Consider the following 20,495-nt stretch of genomic DNA (forward strand, 5'->3'; position numbering starts at 1 on the left):
CGGTGGACTTGGTTGTGGCGCGATTCCGGCAAGGCCGGATGCAGGCAGGTTAATCGCCTTCCGGACTTTAAGCAATACTTTTCTATATTGCTATAACTTATTGATTTACATAATGGATCATGCCAATAGCCGGTCGACTGACGCGACGCTCACTCGCGCCCGTCGTCCAGCGCGGACTCCTTGGCGGCGCGGCGCGCGGCCTCGGGTTGGCGCCATTCGTTGTCGAACAGCGCCGGTTCCCAGCTGCCGTACAGCGGGTTGGGCAACGCCCACCAGCGCTCGCCGATCCACGCCAGGTACGGCGCGATCGCGGCGCGGCGGCCGTCGCGCGTGTTCGCGGTGACCTGCACGAAGTCGCCGACCTGGTCGCCGAACTGCATCAGCACGCGGTGCTTGCGCGCGACCAGCTGGCGCCGGCAGGCCTTCTCCGATCCTTCCTGCTCGCAGCCGTCGACCACAGTGCCCAGGCCGAGGAACTGGCCGTCGTCCTTGAGCGGAAAGCCCACCGCGCGCAGGTTCGCCAGCGTCGCCTCGGCCAGGCTCGCGTCGCGGTTGCTGATGTAGAAGACGGTGACGCCCTTCGATGCCGCGGCCGCCAGGAACTCGACCGCGCCCGGCAGCGGCCTGGCCTTGCGCTCGTTCACCCATTCGCCCCAGGCGGCCTCGTTGAAGCCGCGGTGCTCGCGGATCTGCCGCACCGAGCTGGGCGAGTTGTCGAGCACGGTTTCGTCGATGTCGACGATGATCGCCGGCGGCAGGCGCGCGAAATCGTTGCTGCGTTCCTCGTGCGGCAATGCATCCCAGTGCTTGTCGCGCAGCGCCGCATCCAGGCGCTGGCCCGCGGCGCGGTAGATCGCGGTGTAGACCAGGTCGCGCTCGACCGAGGTCTGGTACCACACCGCGGCGTTGAGGCTGTCGTCGGCCGGCGGATCCTGGGTGGCCGCGACCGACGCGGGCATTGCAGCCGCGGCTTCGCCGGCGGCGTCCTGGTGAAGCGTGCCGTCGTGAAGCGCGCCGTCATGAAACGTGGCGCAGCCGCCGAGCAGGGCGGTGGCGAGCAGGGTCAGGGAAACGGAAGCGCGCATGCGGTGCAGCCCGATGAAAGAATCCGGGCGAGTTTACCCAAGCGCCGTGGCAACGCCGTGGCGGTGCGCCGCGCGCAAGCCGTGCCGGATCAGCCTTCCAGCAGCGCCTTGATCGCGGCGAAGCCGGCGCTCGCGCGTTCCTGCTTGCGCGCCGCGTCGGCGACCGGATCGGCGCCGTCGCGCTGCAGTTCGGCCGCGGGCAGCTCGTCGAGGAAGCGGCTCGGCTTGAGCCGCAGCTTGTCGCCCCAGCGCGAGGCCTCGCGCGAATGCGACAGCCACAGCTGTTCCTTGGCGCGGGTGATGCCGACGTAGAGCAGGCGGCGTTCCTCGTCGAGCGAGCCTTCCTCCAGCGCCATCTCGTGCGGCAGCGTGCCGTCCTCGCAGCCGACGATGAAGACGTAGCGGAACTCCAGGCCCTTGGCGCCGTGCATCGACATCAGCCGCACCTGGTTGCCGGCATCGCCCTTGTCGGCATGCGAGAGCAGCGCGAGCTGCGCGGCGAGTTCGCCGGGACCGGAACCCTTGCCGCCGTCGAACCAGCCGGCGAGTTCCTCGAGGTTTTCCTTGCGGCGCTGGAAGCTCGCCTCGTCCTTGCACTGCGCGCGGATCGACGCCAGCATCCCCGACTTCTCGCCGAGCACGCGCACCAGTTCGGCGGGGCTCAGGCGCTGCGCATCGCCGCGCAACGCACGCACGATGCCGGTGAAACCATCCAGCGCGTTGGCCGCGCGCGGCGCGAGCTGCTTGAGCGCGCCCACCGATTCGGCGGCGCGCGACATCGGCATGTGCGCGCCGTGCGCGAGTTCGGCCAGCTTAGACAGCGTCGTCGCGCCGACTTCGCGCTTGGGCGATTGCACCGCGCGCAGGAACGCCGCGTCGTCGTCGGGATTGGCGATCAGCCGCAGCCAGGCGAGCGTGTCCTTCACTTCCTGACGTTCGAGGAAGGCGGTGCCGCCGCTGAGGTGGTAGGGAATGCGCAGCAGCTGCATCGCCTTTTCCAGCGGCCGCGACTGGTGGTTGCCGCGGAACAGGATGCAGAAGTCGCTCCACGGCGCGGAATGCTTCTGCGCGATGAAGTGGATCTCGCCCGCGACCTTTTCGGCTTCGTGCGCGTTGTCGCGGCATTCCCACACGCGGATGCGCTCGCCGTCGGGCTGGTCGCTCCACAGGGTCTTGGGATGCTCGTGCGGGTTGTGCGCGATCAACGCATTCGCGGCGCGCAGCACGCGGTTGGAGCAGCGGTAGTTCTGCTCCAGCTTGACGATCTCCAGCGTCGGATAGTCCTTGCCCAACTGCAGCAGGTTGTCCGGGTTGGCGCCACGCCACGCGTAGATCGACTGGTCGTCGTCGCCCACGCAGGTGAACAGGCCCTTCGGCCCGGCCAGCGCCTTGAGCAGGCGGTACTGCGCGTCGTTGGTGTCCTGGCACTCGTCCACCAGCAGGTAGCCGATGCGCTCGCGCCAGCCCAGGCGCAGGTCCTCGTCGGCTTCCAGCAGCTGCACCGGCAGGCGGATCAGGTCGTCGAAGTCGACCGCGTTGAACGTGCTCAGGCGCTGCTGGTACTTGCCGTACAGGATCGCCGCGTCCATCTCGCGCGGGCTCTGCGCCGCGGCGAGCGCCTCTTCCGGCGACAGTCCCGCGTTCTTCGCACGCGAGATCAGGTTGCGCGCGTTGTCGAGCACGTCCGGCTTGCTGCCCGCTGGCAGCAGGTCCTTCAATTGCGCGCCGGTGTCATCGCTGTCGAACACCGAGAAGCCGCGGCGCAGTCCGGCCTTGGCGTGTTCGATCTGCAGGAACTTCAGCCCCAGCGCGTGGAAGGTGCAGATGGTCAGCCCTTCGGCCGCGTCGCCCTTGATGCGCTTGGCGACGCGTTCCTTCATTTCCTTCGCCGACTTGTTGGTGAAGGTGATCGCGGCGATGCGGCGCGCGGGCATCCGTCCCGACGCGATCAGGTGCGCGATCTTCTCGACGATGACGCGCGTCTTGCCGCTGCCGGCGCCGGCAAGCACGAGCAGGGGGCCGTCGGTGTGCAGTACGGCGGCGCGTTGGGGCGGGTTGAGGAAATGCATTGCGATCGACGGGAGCTGGCCGCGCATTCTACTCGGGGCGGCGGTGGGCTTCCGCGGCCCGGGTGCGCTGAATGGTCGATCTGCGCGATCGCGGCGCGTGAGTTTCGGCATTCCGCGCAGCGATCGCGCCTGGATCTCGGACACATCGTCCGCCGTGCGGCGTCACTTTTCATTGCGGGAATCACGCGGCACCCATAGGCCATCAGTTGGCTGTGACGCCGCGCACATCTCGCTAGACTTTGCGAATCTTGTTCACCGGAACGAAACGGATGTCGAAGCTTCACGCACTGCAGCCCTCCGCCCTTGCACTGCTGCTCGCGATTGCGCCGGCAACGGCCCTGGCAGAACAGAAGTCGCCGCCGCCCGATCCGCTGGACAACCCGTTGTTGATCACCGCGGGCTTCCTGAGTCACCACCAGGACATCCAGTACCGGCTGCTCGGCATGGACGCGTACAAGGAAAAGCGCTTCGAGGATGCCATGCGCTACTTCCGCCGCGCGGGCTACTTCGCGGACAAGCCCTCGCAGGGCATGGTCGGCGAGATGTACTGGAACGGAGAAGGCGTGGAAGCCGACCGTGCGCTGGCCTATGCGTGGATGGACCTGGCGGCCGAGCGCGGCTACACCGGGTTCCTCGGTTTGCGCGAAAAGTACTGGCAGGCGATGAACGAGGGCGAACGCGCCCGCGCCATCGAACAGGGGCAGGCGCTCTATGCCCGTTTCGGCGATGCCGCCGCCAAGCCGCGTTACGAAGCGGAGCTGCGCCGCGGCAAGAACAGCATCGTCGGCAGCCGCACAGGATTCAATCGCGGCGTGAAGATCGAAGTCCCGGGCCCCGCCGGTTCGCAGATGATCGATGGGTCCAAGTTCTACGACGAGCGCTACTGGAACGCAAAGAAGTACTGGGCATGGCAGGACGGCATCTGGGCGAAGCCGCGCGTGGGCAAGGTGAGCGTGGGCGAGGCCGAGGCGGTACACAAGAACGCGCCAGGGTCCCGCATCCCCGAAACCGAGCCTGAAATCGACGCGCCGGCTCCGGAAGTGCCCGAGCCCACGCCGTCGCCCTGAGTTGAGCGGAAGCGGTAAATCGCAAGCGCGGGCATTGCGGGCGACAGGGGGCGGGCGTAGGTTGCAGGCATCGGTTTTCCGCCTTGCATCGCCCCCTCCATCGGGACTACGGCCATGAAAGTCGCAACCCTGGTGCTTGCGCTCACGTGCCTCGTGAGTGGCGGTGCATTCGCCGCCGAACCGCTGAAGCTCGTCAGCGCCGGCTTCCTCGACGTCGACGCGCAGCTGCACGCCGCCAAGGGCCATCCGAACGAGGAGTGGCGGCTGAATGGGCTCAAGTCCTACCTCGGCGGGCATTACGACGAAGCGGTCGATCGCTTCGAGCGGGCCGCCTACTTCGCCGACAAGCACGCCCAGCACTACCTGGGCCTGATCTTCTGGCACGGGCAGGGCGTGGCGACGGATCGCGTGCGCGGCTACATCTGGAGCGACCTGGCCGCCGAGCGCGGCAACCGCAGGCTGCTGGCGATCCGCGAGAACATGTGGTCGCAACTCAGTGCGCAGGAACGGCAGCAGGCGATGGCCGAGGGTGCGGCGTTCTACGACCGTTACGGCGATGCCGTCGCCCAGCCGCGCGCGGAGGCGGAGATCCGCCGCTTCGCCCGCGGCATGACCGGTAGCCGCGTGGGCTTCCGCAACCAGGCCATGGACGTACTCAACGGCGGGCCGATCAATGGCTCGTTCGGCAATGCGACGCCGGGCATGCTCGCGGCATCGGTGGCGGTCAATGGCGGCACCACCGGCGAAAAGCTCTATGCCGACGAGCGCGTCCGCCTGAAGGACTACTGGCGCGCGCAGGATCGGGAACTGGAGCGCACCGGCCGCGTCGAGCTCGGCCCGATAACGACCGCGCGCAAGCCCTGAGCCGCATCCGCCCCGAGCGGCGGGCGGCCGCGCGCGACCGCTAAACTGTCGCGATGGCCAAGCTCTACTTCTACTACTCGGCGATGAACGCCGGTAAGACCACCACGCTGCTGCAATCCGCCCACAACTACCGCGAGCGCGGCATGCGCGTGCTGATCCTGACGCCGCGGCTGGACCACCGCGCCGGCAGCGGCACGGTCGCCTCGCGCATCGGCCTGACGGCGGAGGGGCATGCATTCGAGCGCGCCGACGACCTGGAGCGCGTGATCCGCGCCGACATCGCCGCGCACGGCAAGCTCGACTGCGTGCTGGTCGACGAGGCGCAGTTCCTCGCCAAGGCGCAGGTGTGGCAGCTCAGCGAGGTGGTGGATGCGCTGCGCATCCCGGTGCTCTGCTACGGCCTGCGCACCGACTTCCGCGGCGAGCTGTTCGAAGGCAGCCAGTACCTGCTGGCGTGGGCCGACGAGCTCAACGAGATCAAGACGATCTGCCACAGCGGCAAGAAGGCGACGATGACGGTGCGGGTGGACGATGCCGGCCGCGCGGTGCAACAGGGGCCGCAGGTCGAGATCGGCGGCAACGAGCGCTACGTCTCGGTGTCGCGCGCGGAGTTCAAGAAGGTGATGCGCGGCGAAAGCACGGTCGAGGGCCAGCCGGAACCGCAACAGCCTCCGTTGCTGTAGGCGCTGCTGTAGGGCGGCTCAAGCCCGCCGCATCGTGCGCCACAGCGAAGCCAAGGCTCCGTCCGCAGTAGCCGGTCGTGCGCAATGGCGGGGTCAGGGCCCGCGCTACCGGCACGCCGTGCGGATCGCCTGGACCTCGCGCAGCACCGCGCCGCCTTCCGGCAGCGCCGCCTGCATGCGTCGCAGCAGGGCGTCGAGTTCGGTCTGGGTCGCCGCCGGTTCGTCGCGGCAGCGTGTTTCGGCGACGTAGGCCCGCGCCAGCCAGCGCACCTTGTCGCGCTCGCTGTCGGTGCCGGGCACGTTGCCGATCTCGGCCATGCGCCGGACCGCTCCCGCATCACCGGCCCGCGCGAACTGGCGCGCCTGCGACAGCTCGGCGCGCAGCGCATGGGGGTGGGCCGGCCCATAACCGTTGCGGGTCAGCGCGACGGCGGCGCCGAATGCCGCGCGCGATCGCGCGGTATCGCCCAGCGCGGCGGTGACCAGCCCGAGCATCCACTCCGTATCGCCGACGATCTCGTGCTGCGCGCCGAAGTGTTCGATGCGCAGGCGCCGGGCCTCTTCCAGCAGCGGCAGTGCTTCGGCGTCGCGGCCGGCGTCGTGCAGGACCATGGCCTGGTTGAACAGGCCGGCTGCAAGCAACCGGTGATCGGTGCCCTTGCGCCAGATGGCGACGGCGTGTGCCAGCGCCGGCAGCGCCGCGGCGAAATCGCCGCGTTCCCAGGCGGTGATGCCCAGGCTGTTGTAGTTGCGGGCGACGTCCGGATGTTCGGGGCCCAGCCGCGCGCTCAGCCACGCCTGGGTCTGGGTGAACTCCTGTTGCGCCTGGCCGTAGCGGCCCTGATCGACGTGCAGCGCGGCCAGTTGGCGCCGCGCATCGATGCCGGCGCGGGTGTCGCCGCCGTGCAGGCGCTGGGACAGGGTCACGGCGGTCTGGCAGTCGCTTTCCGCGGCGACGGCCTCGCCCTGCGTGCGCAGCAATGCGCAGCGTTGCCGCAGGATGTCCACGGCCAGGCGGTGGCCGGTGCCCAGGCGCCGGTCGAGGTAGGCGAGCGCCTCGTCGTAACCGCGCATCGCCGCGGCGCTGTCGCCCACATCGGCCTGCAGCGTGGCCAGGTCGGTCATGTTCTCGACGATGCCGGCATCGTCCGACGGCGTTTCCCGGCGGATCGCCAGCGAGCGCTCGAACATCTGCCGCGCGCCCTGGCGTTCCCCCGCCGCGCGGCGGCAGCGTCCCAGCTGCGAGTAGAACTGGCTGCTCTGCGGCGGCAGCTGGGCCTGCTCGTTGCGCGCCACGTCGAGCGCGGGCTGCATCAGCTCGATGCACCCCCGCGCCTGCCCCTGCAGCGCGAGCAGTTGCCCGCGCAGGGTCAGCGATTCCAGCAGCAGGCTGTCGGGAATGTCGCGGGCGTTGTCGACGATCGCACCCTGGCGGACCAGCAGCGCCGTGGCTTCCTGGTAGTCGCCCAGGCCCAGGCGCAGGCGCGCCAGCAGGCCCAGCAGTTCGGCGCGCGCGCGCGGCTGGCGGTCGGGTTCGGCGCGTTCGCGCGCCTCGGCGGCCGCCAGCAGGCTGCGCAGGTCCACCGCCTGTCCGGGCGCGCCGCCGGCCTGTTCGAAGATGCCGACCATGAAGTCCTGCATCGCCTGCGCGCGCGCCGCCTCCGCCAGCGCCTGCCGCGCCTGCCAGGCGACCAGGCCGATCGACAGGGACAGCACCACCACCACCATCGTCGCCGTGGCAATCGTCCAGCGATGTCGCGCGAAGAACTTGCCGAAGCGATAACCCACGCCCTGCGGTCGCGCCAGCACCGGGCGGCCTTCCTCGTAGCGGCGCAGATCCAGTGCCAGCGCCTCCACCGACGGGTAGCGTTGCTCGGGCTGCTTGGACAGCGTCTTCAGCACGATGTTGTCGAGGTCGCCGACGAGCACGCGCGCGCGGCGGCGCAGTTCGGCGCCGTGGGTCTGGTCCTCGGCGGTGTCGCTTTCGACCCGGCGCAGCACCTTCTGCGACGGCCGCGGCGGATCGTTGAACAGGATCGCGTCTTCCCACGCCGCGTCGCTCTCGCGCTTGAGCTTGTACGGCTTGCGGTCGGTGAGCAGCTCGTACAGCACCACGCCGAGCGAGTACACGTCGGTCATGGTCGTGACCGGCTCGCCACGGATCTGTTCGGGCGCGGCGTAGTGCAGGGTGAAGGCGCGCACGCCGGTGCGCGTCTGTTCGACCACCGGCACCTCGGTGTCGAGCAGCTTGGCGATGCCGAAGTCGAGCAGGCGCACTTCGCCGGCGGGGGTGACCAGGATGTTCGACGGCTTGAGGTCGCGGTGGACGATCAGGTTCGCGTGCGCGTGGCTGACCGCGTCGCACACCTGCTGGAACATGCGCAGCCGCTGCGCCACCGGCGTGTCGAGGGCGCGGCAGTAGTCGGTGATCGGCTCGCCGTCGACGTATTCCAGCGCGAGGTACGGCACGCCTTCGGCGGTGACGCCGGCATCGAGCAGGCGGGCGATGTGCGGATGCGCCAGGCGCGCGAGGATCTGCCGCTCGCGGGTGAAGCGGATGCGCAGGTTGGTGTCGGTGAGGCCGGGGCGCAGCAGCTTGAGCGCGACGCGGCGCTGGTACAGGCCGTCGGCGCGCGAGGCCAGCCAGACCTGGCCCATGCCGCCTTCGCCCAGCAGCCGGTCGAGGCGGTACGGACCGACCACCGTGCCCGGCTGCACGCCCGGCCGCGGCGGCGTGATCGGTTCGGCGAGGAAGTCCGTGCGTTCTTCTTCCAGCGCGATCAGCGCCTCGAGTTCACCGGTGAGCTCGGCGTCCTCGTCGCGCAGTTCACGCAGGCGTTCGGCGCGCGCTTCCGGCGGCAGCTCGAACAGCGCATCGAGCAGCGGGGACAGGCGTTGCCAGCGCTCGGGGTCCATGGTGCCGCTCTGCTCCCCCGTGAGGGCCGCCGCGCGCGCGGCGGCGCGTGGCTCAGGAATCCTTCAACGACGCCAGCAGGAACATCCGCGCCTTCTGCCAGTCGCGGCGGATGCTGCGCTCGGAACGCTCGAGCAGGGCGGCGATTTCCAGTTCGGACAGGCCGGCGAAGTAACGCAGCTCCACCACCTGGGCCAGCTTCTGGTCGACCGCGGCGAGCTTGGTGAGCGCCACATCCAGGCCGAGCGTTTCCTCGTCCAGGCGCAGGCCACCCTCGACGTCCTCGGGCAGGTCGGTGACGCGGTGCAGGTCGCCGCCGCGCTTCTGCGCCAGGCGCTGGCGGGCGTAGTCGACCACCACGCTGCGCATGGCCGAGGCGGCGTAGGCGAAGAAGTGCGCGCGGTCGTCGAAGTGGGCTTCGCGCCGCCCGATCAACTTGAGGTAGGCCTCGTGCACCAGTGCGGTGGCGTCGAGGGTCTGCCCGTGCTGGCCGGCGAGCTGGCGCCGGGCCATCGAGTGCAGTTCGTTGTAGAGGCGCGCGAGCACGTTGTCGAGCGCGCCGCGATCGCCGCCACGGGCCGCATCCAGCAGCAAGGTGATGTCCGCACTATCCGCCATGTGGTACCCGACCCCCGGAGGTGAAGCCGAATATAAACCCAATCGGCAACGGCGGAGCGGGCCGTTTCGCACGGCACGCGCCGGGCGATGCGCCGCTACTTCTGGCAATGCGGGCACCAGACCGTAGCCCGCTGCCCGATCGCGGCCTGCTTCAGGGCCCGCCCGCAGCGCGGGCAGGGTTCGCCGCCGCGGCCGTAGGCCGAGAGCTCGAGTTCGAAGTAGCCGGGCTGGCCGTCCGGGTTGATGTAATCGCGCAGCGTGGTGCCGCCGCGTTCGATCGCGTAGGCGAGGATGCGTTTCACCGCGGCCGCAAGCAGCGCATAGCGATCGCGTGACACCTTGCCGGCCGCGCGCAGCGGCGAGATGCCGGCTTCGAACAGCGCCTCGGCGGCATAGATGTTGCCCACGCCGACCACGATCTTCTGGTCCATCAGGAAGGTCTTCACCGGCGCCTTGCGCCCGCGGCTCAGGGCGAACAGGTAGTCGCCGCCGAACGCGTCCGACAGCGGCTCGGGGCCGAGGTCGCGCAGCAGCTCGTGGGTTGCCCCGGGCGGCTGCCACAGCAGGCAGCCGAACCGGCGCGGGTCGGTGAAACGCAGCACGCGGCGGGACCCGTCATCCAGCTCGATGTCGACATGGTCGTGCGCCTTCACCGGCGTCGCCGCCGGCAGCACGCGCAGGCTGCCGGACATGCCCAGGTGCAGCAGGGCGCTGCCGGCCTGGGTGTCGAGCAGCAGGTACTTCGCGCGCCGGCGCACCTGCTCGATGCGCTGCCCGGGCAGGAGTTCGGCGACTTCGCGTGGAATCGGCCAGCGCAGGTCCGGCCGGCGCAGGACCACGCCGGTGATCCGGCGTCCCTCCACATGCGGTGCGAGGCCGCGGCGGGTGGTTTCGACTTCGGGCAGTTCGGGCACTCAGGACCTCGGCTTGCGTGCATCCAGGGCCGCGGCGGCGGCGCAGGGCGTGCGGCGTCGGAGTGTCGCTCGCGGCGCGGTTTCGACTTCGGGCAGTTCGGGCACTCAGGACCTCGGCTTGCGTGCATCCAGGGCCGCGGCGGCGGCGCAGGGCGCGCGGCGTCGGAGTGTCGCTCGCGGCGCGGTTTCGACTTCGGGCAGTTCGGGCATGACGCTAGCTTACGGAGTCGATCGCGCGACGACCCCATTCAGTTTGCCGACCTTGCCGAACGCGCCCCCAATCCCCATCACAGTACCGTTCCATACAGGGGCGAACGTCATGCGGGGGTGGCAGAATCCCGCGTGGGACCGCGTCCTTCCACCCACCCACTTCGCCGCGGCGAAGGCGGGCGCGTCCGCTCCGGAGTTGTCATGTCCGCATTGCTCGATTTCCTCGCCGGTGGCCTGTTGCAGGCCGGCTGGGTTGCCATCGCGATCTATTTCCTGGTCGCCACCCAGCTCACCATCTTCTCGGTGACGCTGTACCTGCACCGTTCGCAGGCGCATCGCGCCGTCGACTTTCATCCGGTGCTCGCGCACGTGTTCCGCTTCTGGACCTGGTTGTCGACCTCGATGATCACCAAGGAGTGGGCGGCGATCCACCGCAAGCACCACGCCAAGTGCGAGACCGAAGAGGATCCGCACAGCCCGCAGGTCAAGGGCATCAAGACCGTGTTCTGGCGCGGCGTCGAGCTGTACAAGGAAGCGCGCAACGATCGCGAGTCGATCGAGAAGTACGGCAAGGGCTGCCCGGACGACTGGATCGAGCGCCACCTGTACACGCCGCACGCCACCCTCGGCCCGACGTTGTACCTGTTCATCAGCTTCGCCCTGTTCGGCTTCGTCGGCGTCGCGCTGTGGGCGATCCAGATGGCGTGGATTCCGTTCTGGGCCGCGGGCGTGGTCAACGGCCTCGGCCACTGGTGGGGCTACCGCAATTTCGAAAGCGCCGATACCTCGACCAACCTGTCGCCGTGGGGCGTGTGGATCGGCGGCGAGGAGCTGCACAACAACCACCACGCGTTCCCGTCGTCGGCGAAGTTCGCGCTGCGCAAGTTCGAACTCGACATCGGCTGGGTTGCGATCCGTGCGTTCGAGAAGGTCGGCCTGGCCAAGGTGCTGCGCGTCGCACCGACGCTCGACGTGCGCCCCAACATCGCCATGCCCGACGGCGAAACCATGAAGGCGTTGCTGGCGATCCGCTTCCAGGCGATGACCGACTATTACCGCAACGTCACCCTGCCGGCGCTGCGCGAAACCAAGTTCAAGCTGCCGCGCAAGCTGCGCCAGGGCCTGGCCGACGGCGGCCGCTGGCTCGACGACGACAAGCGCGCGCGCCTGCAGGCATGGCTGGCCGAGCGTCCGCGCATGGCGCAGCTGGCCGAATTCCGCGCCAAGCTGTCGCAGGTGCTCGACGAGCGCTCGCACGACGCGCAGGCCACCCTCGCCAAGCTGCAGGCGTGGTGCGCCGAAGCCGAGGCCTCGGGCAATGCCGCGCTGCAGGCGTTCTCGATGCGCATGAAGGGCTACGCACTGGCCCCGGCGCGCATCGGCGCGTGATGCGCGCACGCGACGGACGCACGACGACGGAAGGGGCGGCAACGCCCCTTCCGCGTTTGCGGCGCCGGCGCGGCCGCGGCACAGTGCCGCGCATGCTGGCCCGCCTTCCCCTGCTGCTTGCCTGCGCCGCCGTGTTCGGCCCCGGTCCGGTGGTTGCGCAGGTCGTGGCCGCCCACGACTACGTCGCGCGCATGGACGCCGACCAGGACGGCCGCGTGTCGCTGGCCGAGTACCAGGGCTGGATGGGCTATGCGTTCGAACGCATGGACGCCAACCGCGACGGCGTGCTGGCCGTGGATGAGCTGCCCGGCGGCAAGGGCAAGCCGGTTTCGCTGGTCGAACACCGCGAGTCGCTGGCGGCGATGTTCCGTCGCCAGGACGCGAACGCCGACGGCTTCCTCGACGCGAAGGAACTCGCCGCGCCGCCGCGCTGAACCGGCGCAATGACGCGCGGGCGCAATCTTCCGGCGCGCTCACTAGAATGCGCGCATGACCATCCTCGTGACCGGCGCGGCCGGCTTCATCGGCGCCCACGTGTGCCGCGCATTGCTGGACCGCGGCGACGCCGTGGTCGGGCTCGACAACTACAACGATTATTACGATCCGCAGATCAAGCGCGATCGCATCAAGGCGTTGTGCCCGGATGCCGACATCCGCGTGCTCGACCTGGTCGACCGCGACGGTCTGGCGGCGTTGTTCGACGAGGTTAAGCCGGATCGCGTCGTGCACCTGGCCGCGCAGGCCGGCGTGCGCTACTCGCTGACCCATCCGCACGCCTACGTCGACAGCAACCTGGTCGGCTTCGTCAACCTGCTCGAGCTGTGCCGGCACCGCGGCGTGCAGCACCTGGCGTACGCCAGTTCCTCGTCGGTGTACGGCGATTCGGCGACGCCGCCGTTCTCCGAGGACCAGCGCATCGACCAGCCGCGCTCGCTGTACGCCGCGACCAAGGCGGCGAACGAGCTGATGGCGCACACCTACGCGCACCTGTACCGGCTGCATTCCACCGGGCTGCGTTTCTTCACCGTGTATGGCCCGTGGGGGCGCCCGGACATGGCGCCGCTGCTGTTCTCGCGCGCTGTGCTGGCGGGGCGGCCGATCGAGGTGTTCAACCACGGCCGGATGCGCCGCGACTTCACCTTCATCGCCGACATCGTCGCCGGCGTGCTCGGCGCGCTCGACCATCCGCCCGAGGGCGGCATCTCGCCCGAAAGCGCGCCGCACCGCGTCTTCAACCTCGGCAACCACACCCCGGTCGAGCTGGAGCGCTTCATCGCGGTGATCGAGCAGGCGGCCGGGCGGCCGGCGCAGAAGGTGTACAAGCCGATGCAGCCCGGCGACATGGTCGAAACCATGGCCGACACCGCGCGGGCGCGGGCGGCGTTCGGCTTCGAGCCGGCCACGCCGATCGAGTCCGGCCTGCCGCAGGTGGTGGCGTGGTGCCGGGATTACTTCGGCGACCGCGCCTGAACCGTCCTGCCGGCGAGACTGACGGCGCAACGGCGGGCGGGTACGATGCACGCCCACCGGACCCGTTCAGCCGCGCGCAAGGCCGCGCGGGCGCCCCATGACCCCACAGCTGCCTCAAATCTCCGTCGTCGTGCCCGTGTTCAACGAACAGGACAACGTCCCCCCGCTGGTGCACGAGATCGTTGCGGCCCTGCGCGGCGTGGTCGCGTTCGAGATCGTCTATGTCGACGACCGTTCGCGCGACAACACCCTCGCCGTGCTGCGCGACCTCAAGGCGCAGGTGCCCGAGCTGCGCGTGCTCCACCACACCGACCAGAGCGGGCAGAGCACCGCGATCCGCACCGGCGTGAAGGCCGCGCGCGGCGCGTGGGTCGCCACCCTCGACGGCGACGGCCAGAACGACCCGGCCGACATCCCCAAGCTGATCGCCGAACGCGCCAAGGGCAGCGCAGACGTGAAGCTGTTCGCCGGCTGGCGCGTCAACCGCCAGGACAGCGGCAGCAAGCGCTGGGCCAGCAAGTGGGCCAACGCGATCCGCGCGCGCATGCTGCGCGACGCCACCCCCGACACCGGCTGCGGGATCAAGCTGTTCGAACGCGCCGCGTTCCTCGACCTGCCCTACTTCGATCACATGCACCGCTACCTGCCGGCGCTGATGCAGCGCGCGGGCTGGAAGACGGTGAGTGTGCCGGTCAACCACCGCGCCCGCACCGCGGGCGTGTCCAAGTACAACAACCTCAACCGCGCCCTGGTCGGCATCCGCGACCTGCGCGGGGTGGCCTGGCTGATCGTGCGCAGCAAGCGCACGGCGGTGGAGGAGGTCTGATGTTGCTGATGGCAGCGGCGGCGGTCGCCGCGGGTGGGGCGGACGTCATGGACGCGCCGATCCCGTGGCTGGACTGGACCGGCCTGCACATGTCGCCGTGGAAGCTGATCGGCCTGACCGGCGCGCTGATGTTCGGCGGGCGCTGGCTGGTGCAGTTCGTCGCCAGCAAGCGCCAGGGCAAGCCGGTGATCCCGCGGCTGTTCTGGTACATGAGCATCGTGGGCAGCGTGATGACCCTGGCCTACTTCGTCTTCGGCAAGAACGACTCGGTCGGCATCCTGCAGAACCTGTTCCCGACCTTCACGGCCTGCTACAGCCTGTGGCTGGACATCCGCCACCGCGGCTGGCGCCGGGATAAGGCGACCCATTGACGTAGGGCGGGCTCCAGCCCGCCTCGCAGCCTTGCCCTCGCCCACCGGGGAGGAGTCCGGCCCATCCCAGCCCCGAAGCCTCGGCCCGTCGGGACCGGGCCTGTGGATAAGCCTTGCCCGGCCCGGTCGGCGCGGGCATAATGCGCGGCTCGCTGCGTCCGGTCGGCTTAGGCCTAGACCGGGCGGGACCGGAACCACGATTCCCTCCCGCCGCCGGCAGCGGACATTTTTCCTACCTGTATCGTGAGCCGCCGCAATCCATCGCGGGCGGAGGGGCCGCCGCCTCCCTGGCCAAGGGAAGCATCAATTACCTCTCGAGGTGCGTATGTCCCGAGTTTGCCAAGTAACCGGCAAGCGTACGACGACCGGCAACAACGTCTCGCACGCAATGAACAAGACCCGCCGCCGTTTCCTCCCGAACCTGCATGAACGCCGGTTCTGGGTTGCCAGCGAAAACCGCTGGGTGAAGCTGCGCCTTTCCAACGCTGGCCTGCGCACCATCGACAAGAACGGCATCGACGCCGTCCTGGCCGACCTGCGCAAGCGCGGCGAGAAGATCTGAAGGAGGATCTGAATCATGGCTTCCAAGCGCGACAAGATCCGTCTGATCTCCTCGGCCAACACCGGCCACTTCTACACCACGGACAAGAACAAGAAGAACACGCCGAACAAGATGGAGGTCAAGAAGTACGACCCCGTCGTTCGCAAGCATGTGATCTACAAGGAAGGCAAGATCAAGTAAGTCTTCCGGCCGGCTCGTAACCGGCTTGTTCGAAGATGTACCGAAGCCCGCCGCAAGGCGGGCTTTCTTTTTGCCCGCCCGAACGCCAGGAGACGACATGAACATCCAAGCGCCCAACCGCGTCGCCCACAGCTACGTGCAGCAGCTCGTCGCCGAACCCGCGCGCGTCTTCCCGCTGCTGTGCCCGGTGCGCGAAGCGGACTGGATCGAAGGCTGGAACCCGCTGCTGGTCGTGAGCGCGTCCGGCGTGGCCGAACCCGACTGCGTGTTCACCACCGCGGCCGAACCCGGCGACGCGATCTGGTACGTCACCCGGCACGAAGCCGACGCCGGCTTCGTCGAGATGCTGAAGATCACGCCGGGCGTCACCGCGTGCCGCCTGCGCATCCAGCTGCAGGCGAGCGCTGCCGGTTGCGACGCCATCGTCACGTACATGCACACCAGCCTGGGTGTGGAAGGCGATGCCTTCGTCGCCGGGTTCACCGCGGCGTACTACGAACAGTTCATGCGCGACTGGGAAGCGCGGCTCAACCATTATCTGGAACACGGCACGGCGTTGGCCGGCGCGCGCGAGTAGATACGACAAAAACAAAGCCCCGGTCGCAGCCGGGGCTTGTGGCTTGCAGAAACCCGTGTCACTGCATCAGAACGTGATGCCCCAGTTGTCGATCCTGCCGACATCGCCATTGGCGTTGTCGTTCACGCGCAGCTTCCACGTGCCGTTGAGCGCCTCGCTCGACAGGTTCAGCGTCACCGTCTTGTTGATGTTGTCGGTGCTGCTGCCGGTGCGGTTGTGGATGTTGTACAGCGTGCCGTCCGGTGCGACCAGGTCGACCTTCAGGTCGCCGATGTAGGTGTGCACGATCGCCACGGTCGCCGAGGTGTCCGCCGGTGCATTACCGCTGCGGCCGGAGACCGTGACCGGCGAATCCACCGTGGCGTTGTCGTTGATCGCGTAGTCGGTCGTGTTGCTGTAGCTCGTGCGCGGACCGCTGATCGTGTAGCTGCCGGTGAGGCTCATCCCGGAGAAGGCAGAGTAGCCCTTGACCAGCACATGCCACGTACCCGGTGTCGCCGCCGGAAGATTGCAGGTTTCGGCAGTGGTACTGCCTTCGGACTTGCAGTCGTAGCTGGTGGTGGTCGGCGCGGTGCCGAACTTCACGTACAGGTCGGCATCGCCCGTGCCGCCGCTGGTGACGAACTTCAATCCGGTCGAGTCGCTTGGCACCTGCATCGTCCAGCGCTGTTCGCTGCCCGTGGCCCCGCTGATGCCGGTGACCGCGACGCCGTTCTGCAGGTTCGAACCGCTGCTGCCCACGGTCACCGTCTGCGACTTGCTGTTGCTGGCGCCACCGTTGTCGGTGACGGTCAGCGTGACGGTGTAACTGCCCGCCGCCGCGTAGGTGTGGCTGGGATTGGTCGAGGTGGACGACGTACCGTCACCGAAGGTCCAGCTGCGCGACGCGATGCTGCCATCGCTGTCGCTTGACGCGTCGGTGAAGTTCACCGTGAGTCCGCTCACGCTGCTGCTGAAGTTCGCCACCGGCGGTGCGTTGCTGCTGCCGCCCGCGGTCTTTCCCAGTTCGCCGAGGAAGGCGAGGCCGAACTTGGCGAAATGCGCCGACGGGGCCGCGCTGTCGCCCATGTTCGCCAGCGTGTCTGCGGTGGTGTGGATGTTCGGGTTGTACCCGCCACTGGCGGTGCCGCCTTCGAACATGATCGCGGCGGGATAGCCGGCGCTCGTCCACGAGGCGTGGTCGGAACAGCCGTAGCCGCAGGTGTAGGTGCCGCGCTGGATGCCGAGCGGCGCCAGGTACGTGTCGAACAGGTCGGCGAGGAATTGCTTCATGTCCGCGCTCGAATAGTCGCTGACGATGCGCATCTCGGTGCTGCCTGTCTGGTAGTTGGTCATGTCCAGTTGCAGCACGCCGACGACGTTGGTGCCGGCGGTCTTGAACGACTGCGCGATAGCGTTGGAACCGCGTAGGCCGACTTCCTCCGCCGCATAACCCATGAACTTCACGGTGCGCTTCGGGCGCCAGCCATTGGCGAGCGACACGCGCAACACTTCGGTGAGCGTGGCGATGCCCGAAGCGTCGTCGTCCGCGCCCGGTGCGACTTGCGAGGTGCTGCCACCGGCACTGCCGTTGATCGAATCCAGGTGCGCGCCCAGCACTACCACTTCGTTCGGCAGCTCGACGCCCTGGATGGTGAGGATCACCGACGGCTGCGTGGAACAGTTGCTGCAGCCGGTGTACAGCTCGCTGCTGACGTCGCTGCGGCCACTGGCGAGGCTGTCCCAGGTCGACTTGATCCATTCCGCCGACGTTTTGCCGGTGGTCGATGTGTAATAGCGGTTGGTGTAGCCCGACAGCGTGCCGATCGTCGCCTTGATGCGGCTGGCGTCGACGTTGCCCAGCCACGGATTCACCGTGGCGCCGTTGTCGATCGGTGCGGCGAGCAGTGCATTGGCAAGCGAAGAGCCCTTCATCGCCTGCGCGCTGCGATCGTTGCGGATGAAGGTCTCGGCATCGGTAAGGCTGTCGAAGGCGAAGAAGCCACCGCAGCGGTTCTCCTTCTCGTGCACGTGGCGGGCGAGGTCGCCGACCTGGTGTGAACGCAGCCTGGCGATGACCAGTTCATGGCCCTGGCTGTCTCGACGCGACAGGCCTTCAGTGGCCACGTCCTGCAGGCCGGCGAGATAGGTCGCGCGCGAGGCCACGACATATACCGGCGCATGCGGGTCCTCGGCGGAAGCGGGCGTGGAGGTGCGCGTCTGCGCCTGCACGGAAGGCACGAGGACGGCGGCGCCAAGCAGCGCGGCCGACAGCAGGTGGACGACGGAAACCGGAGCGGCAAGCGATGCCCTCCGCATGGAACGGAACTTCATCGGACTCTCCCTGTGATGCTCATCGGCGCGTCCTGCACGGGTGCCGGCGCGACCCAGCCGACGATGACGTGGATACGAAGCCGGCGAGCCGCAACGGCTCGCCGGCTTCGAGGTTCAATGCGTTCGCAGCCAGCAGTCCGGACCGGTTGCCGGTCCGGACCACGCGGCATCAGAACGTGACGCTCCAGCTGTTGATGTAGCCGGTGTCGGCGTTGGCGTTGTCGTTCACGCGTAGCTTCCACGTGCCGTTCAGCGCTTCGGTCGACAGGTTCAGCGTTACCGTCTTGTTGATGTTGTCGGTGCTCGAACCGGTGTGGTTGTGGATGTTGTACAGCGTGCCGTCCGGCGCCACGAGATCGACCTTCAGGTCACCGATGTAGGTGTGCACGATCGCGACCGTGACCGACGCATTGCTCGGCGCATTGCCGGTACGGCCGGAGACCGTGATCGGCGAATCCACCGTGGCGTTGTCGTTGATCGGATAGTCGGTCGTGTTGCTGTAGGTCTGCGTGCTGCCGCCGCCACCGGTGCTGTAGCTGCCGGTCAGGCTCATGCCCGAGTAGGTGCTGTAGGCATGGATGGTGACGTAGTACGTGCCGGCCTGGGCCGTGGTGATGTTGCAGGTCTCGGCGGTGGTGCTGCCTTCCGACTTGCAGTCATACGACGTCGTGGTCGGCTGCGAACCGAACTTCACGTACAGGTCGGCATCGCCCGAACCGCCGGAGGTCACGAACTTCAGGTTGGTCGCACCGGCCGGCACGTCCAGCTTGTAGTACTTGTCCGCACCGGTCGAAGCGCCGATGCCGGTCACGGCCACGCCATTGCTCAGCGTCGTCACCGTGCCGCCACCGCCGCCACCCGAGCAGCTCACGCCGACGGTGGTGAAGGCTGCGGTCACGTCGGCCTTGGTGAAGCCCAGGTCGGTCGCCGCCGTTTCGACACCGCACGCACCCTGGTTGAAGGTCGAGCTGGCGGTCCAGTACAGCGCGTTGGCACGTGCCATCACCTTGAACGCCTTGGGCACGTCCCATCCGGCGGTCTTGGAGAGGTTGCAGAACGCCTTGTTGTACACGCCCGAGGAGTGGTGCACGTCCATGCTGGACGTGAAGTTGGCCGCGTTGTCGATCGAGCGGCCGTCCTGGGTCGGATTGCACATGTAGCGCAGCGCGCCGGTGGACTTGAAGATCTCCTGGCCGACGAGGTAGTCCGCCGTGCCCTTCCAGTAGTGTTCGGTGGCTTCGCCGCCCATGTCCGAGAACGCTTCGTTGATGCCGCCGGACATGCCCGAGTAGGTCAGGTTGGAGTGCTGCTCGGTGAAGCCGTGCGAGACCTCGTGGCCGGCGACGTCGGCGCTGACCAGCGGATAGAACGTGCTGGCGCCGTCGCCGAACGTCATGTTCGATCCGTTCCAGAACGCGTTCTCGTAGCTGGTGCTGTAGTGCACGCGCATGACCAGCTGGAAGCTCAACGCGTTGTAGCCGGTGTAGGCCGGATACATGTTGGTGATCACGCCGCCGAAGTAATGCGCGTCGTTGATCGGCGAGTAGCCGCCGTTGATGGTCTTGTAGGTGTTGCGCGGGCAGGTGTACGAATACGCCGTCGTGCCGCTGGTGCCACCGTTGAGGTTCACCGACTTCACGTTGGTGTTGTTCATGGTGCAGGTGGTGCCGCTCTGCGCCACGTCGAGGAAGCCATAGATGCCGCCCGAACCCCACTCGTACTGGCCGGTCTTGGCGTTGCCGCCAGGGCCGGTGCCGACCAGCGCGTGGGTCAGGCCGTCCCACTGCTTGAGCACCTTGCCGTTGTTGGCATCGACGATCACGAACGGACGCGACGGGGCGCCACCGTTCGAGCTGTCGGCGAAGTAGGACACGACATAGACCAGGTGCGCGCGGTCGTTGTCGTCGACCCAGATCGACAGGTCGCTCTTCTCGTTTTCGGTGCGCTTGGCCACCAGGCTGCTGCCGAGCCCGGCCTGCTTGCCGATCGCCAGGGCCTGGCCCTTGTCGAGCTTGGCCGCCGCTGCCGGCAGTTCGCGGGCGAGGCCGTCGACGCGGCGACCGAACATCGTGCGCACGTTGCCGTTGCGGTCTTCCGCGACGACGACGCTCTCACCGAACACCGGAATGCCGCGGAAGGTCTGCTGGTAGCGGCGCACCGTGCCGTTGCTGGTGTCGGTATCGAGCAGCTTGAGGCCGGAATCGGCATCGAGGCCGAGCATCTCGGCATGGCGGTCGGCTGCGCTGGCAGCGCCGCCGGAGCGCGCGGTGGCAGCCTGGTATTGCGCTTCGAGACGCTTGGCATCCTGCTGGTGCAGGTCGATGCGCGAGGCAGCCATGGCCGGTGCGCACGCGATAGCGAACGCCAGCGGCGAAAGTGCGAG

General features: G+C 68.3%; 18 protein-coding genes. 11 read left to right on the plus strand and 7 right to left on the minus strand.

The features are described 5' to 3' along the window. Nucleotides 1–149: 149 nt before the first annotated feature. Nucleotides 150–1,085 carry a 5'-nucleotidase, lipoprotein e(P4) family gene (locus tag H8B22_RS07930; RefSeq protein ID WP_187710915.1) on the minus strand — a complete coding sequence of 312 codons (936 nt, stop codon included), beginning with the start codon at nt 1,083–1,085 and terminating at the stop codon, nt 150–152. Between the two features lie 89 nt (nt 1,086–1,174). Next, a complete protein-coding gene (locus H8B22_RS07935) occupies nt 1,175–3,154 on the minus strand; it encodes a UvrD-helicase domain-containing protein (protein ID WP_187713578.1) in 1,980 nt (659 codons plus the stop codon). Between the two features lie 269 nt (nt 3,155–3,423). Here H8B22_RS07935 and H8B22_RS07940 point away from each other — a divergent pair, with 269 nt between their 5' ends. The 3 genes from H8B22_RS07940 to H8B22_RS07950 all read left to right on the plus strand — a co-directional run bounded on the left by H8B22_RS07940 (nt 3,424) and on the right by H8B22_RS07950 (nt 5,768). After that, entirely contained in the window at nt 3,424–4,221 is a 798-nt protein-coding gene (locus H8B22_RS07940; protein WP_187710916.1) for a sel1 repeat family protein, read from the plus strand. Nucleotides 4,222–4,335: 114 nt separating this feature from the next. Then, nucleotides 4,336–5,085, plus strand: coding sequence for an SEL1-like repeat protein (locus H8B22_RS07945; RefSeq protein ID WP_187710917.1), 750 nt, complete (start codon nt 4,336–4,338; stop codon nt 5,083–5,085). A 53-nt stretch (nt 5,086–5,138) separates the two neighbouring features. Next, the gene (locus H8B22_RS07950; RefSeq protein WP_187710918.1) at nt 5,139–5,768 is read left to right on the plus strand and encodes a thymidine kinase; all 630 of its coding nucleotides are present in this window, start codon (nt 5,139–5,141) and stop codon (nt 5,766–5,768) included. A 105-nt stretch (nt 5,769–5,873) separates the two neighbouring features. Here H8B22_RS07950 and H8B22_RS07955 read toward each other — a convergent pair whose 3' ends face one another. The 3 genes from H8B22_RS07955 to mutM form a co-directional block, all read right to left on the minus strand. Beyond that, nucleotides 5,874–8,684 carry a serine/threonine-protein kinase gene (locus H8B22_RS07955; RefSeq protein ID WP_187710919.1) on the minus strand — a complete coding sequence of 937 codons (2,811 nt, stop codon included), beginning with the start codon at nt 8,682–8,684 and terminating at the stop codon, nt 5,874–5,876. A gap of 52 nt (nt 8,685–8,736) precedes the next feature. Next, the gene (locus H8B22_RS07960; protein ID WP_187710920.1) at nt 8,737–9,300 is read right to left on the minus strand and encodes an ECF-type sigma factor; all 564 of its coding nucleotides are present in this window, start codon (nt 9,298–9,300) and stop codon (nt 8,737–8,739) included. A 95-nt stretch (nt 9,301–9,395) separates the two neighbouring features. Continuing rightward, nucleotides 9,396–10,214 (minus strand): bifunctional DNA-formamidopyrimidine glycosylase/DNA-(apurinic or apyrimidinic site) lyase, encoded by an 819-nt coding sequence (gene mutM / locus H8B22_RS07965; protein ID WP_187710921.1) that lies wholly within the window; start codon nt 10,212–10,214, stop codon nt 9,396–9,398. Nucleotides 10,215–10,625: 411 nt separating this feature from the next. On the opposite strand from mutM, the gene H8B22_RS07970 reads away from it, so the two are divergent. The 8 genes from H8B22_RS07970 to H8B22_RS08005 all read left to right on the plus strand — a co-directional run bounded on the left by H8B22_RS07970 (nt 10,626) and on the right by H8B22_RS08005 (nt 15,799). Continuing rightward, on the plus strand, nt 10,626–11,813 hold the full coding sequence (locus H8B22_RS07970) for a DesA family fatty acid desaturase (protein ID WP_187710922.1): 1,188 nt from the start codon (nt 10,626–10,628) through the stop codon (nt 11,811–11,813). A 92-nt stretch (nt 11,814–11,905) separates the two neighbouring features. After that, a complete protein-coding gene (locus H8B22_RS07975; RefSeq protein WP_187710923.1) occupies nt 11,906–12,247 on the plus strand; it encodes an EF-hand domain-containing protein in 342 nt (113 codons plus the stop codon). A 55-nt stretch (nt 12,248–12,302) separates the two neighbouring features. Beyond that, nucleotides 12,303–13,283, plus strand: a complete 981-nt coding sequence (locus H8B22_RS07980; RefSeq protein ID WP_187710924.1) for an NAD-dependent epimerase/dehydratase family protein — start codon at nt 12,303–12,305, stop codon at nt 13,281–13,283. A 97-nt stretch (nt 13,284–13,380) separates the two neighbouring features. Continuing rightward, the gene (locus H8B22_RS07985; protein WP_187710925.1) at nt 13,381–14,109 is read left to right on the plus strand and encodes a glycosyltransferase family 2 protein; all 729 of its coding nucleotides are present in this window, start codon (nt 13,381–13,383) and stop codon (nt 14,107–14,109) included. Between the two features lie 8 nt (nt 14,110–14,117). Beyond that, nucleotides 14,118–14,480, plus strand: a complete 363-nt coding sequence (locus H8B22_RS07990) for a lipid-A-disaccharide synthase N-terminal domain-containing protein (protein ID WP_208456940.1) — start codon at nt 14,118–14,120, stop codon at nt 14,478–14,480. Nucleotides 14,481–14,805: 325 nt separating this feature from the next. Then, nucleotides 14,806–15,042, plus strand: coding sequence for a 50S ribosomal protein L28 (gene rpmB / locus H8B22_RS07995; RefSeq protein WP_187710926.1), 237 nt, complete (start codon nt 14,806–14,808; stop codon nt 15,040–15,042). A gap of 12 nt (nt 15,043–15,054) precedes the next feature. Continuing rightward, a complete protein-coding gene (rpmG, locus tag H8B22_RS08000) occupies nt 15,055–15,222 on the plus strand; it encodes a 50S ribosomal protein L33 (protein WP_175489134.1) in 168 nt (55 codons plus the stop codon). Between the two features lie 97 nt (nt 15,223–15,319). Next, nucleotides 15,320–15,799: a hypothetical protein gene (locus H8B22_RS08005; RefSeq protein ID WP_187710927.1), complete on the plus strand. Its 480-nt coding sequence runs from the start codon at nt 15,320–15,322 to the stop codon at nt 15,797–15,799. 66 nt (nt 15,800–15,865) lie between these two features. Here the strand turns inward: H8B22_RS08005 and H8B22_RS08010 are convergent, their stop codons facing one another. Next, the gene (locus H8B22_RS08010) at nt 15,866–18,112 is read right to left on the minus strand and encodes a M20/M25/M40 family metallo-hydrolase (protein ID WP_187710928.1); all 2,247 of its coding nucleotides are present in this window, start codon (nt 18,110–18,112) and stop codon (nt 15,866–15,868) included. Nucleotides 18,113–18,281: 169 nt separating this feature from the next. Beyond that, a complete protein-coding gene (locus H8B22_RS08015; RefSeq protein WP_455423539.1) occupies nt 18,282–20,450 on the minus strand; it encodes a M4 family metallopeptidase in 2,169 nt (722 codons plus the stop codon). Between the last annotated feature and the right edge of the window lie 45 nt (nt 20,451–20,495).

Source organism: Lysobacter terrestris, assembly GCF_014489475.1.
GTDB classification, from domain to species: domain Bacteria; phylum Pseudomonadota; class Gammaproteobacteria; order Xanthomonadales; family Xanthomonadaceae; genus Agrilutibacter; species Agrilutibacter terrestris.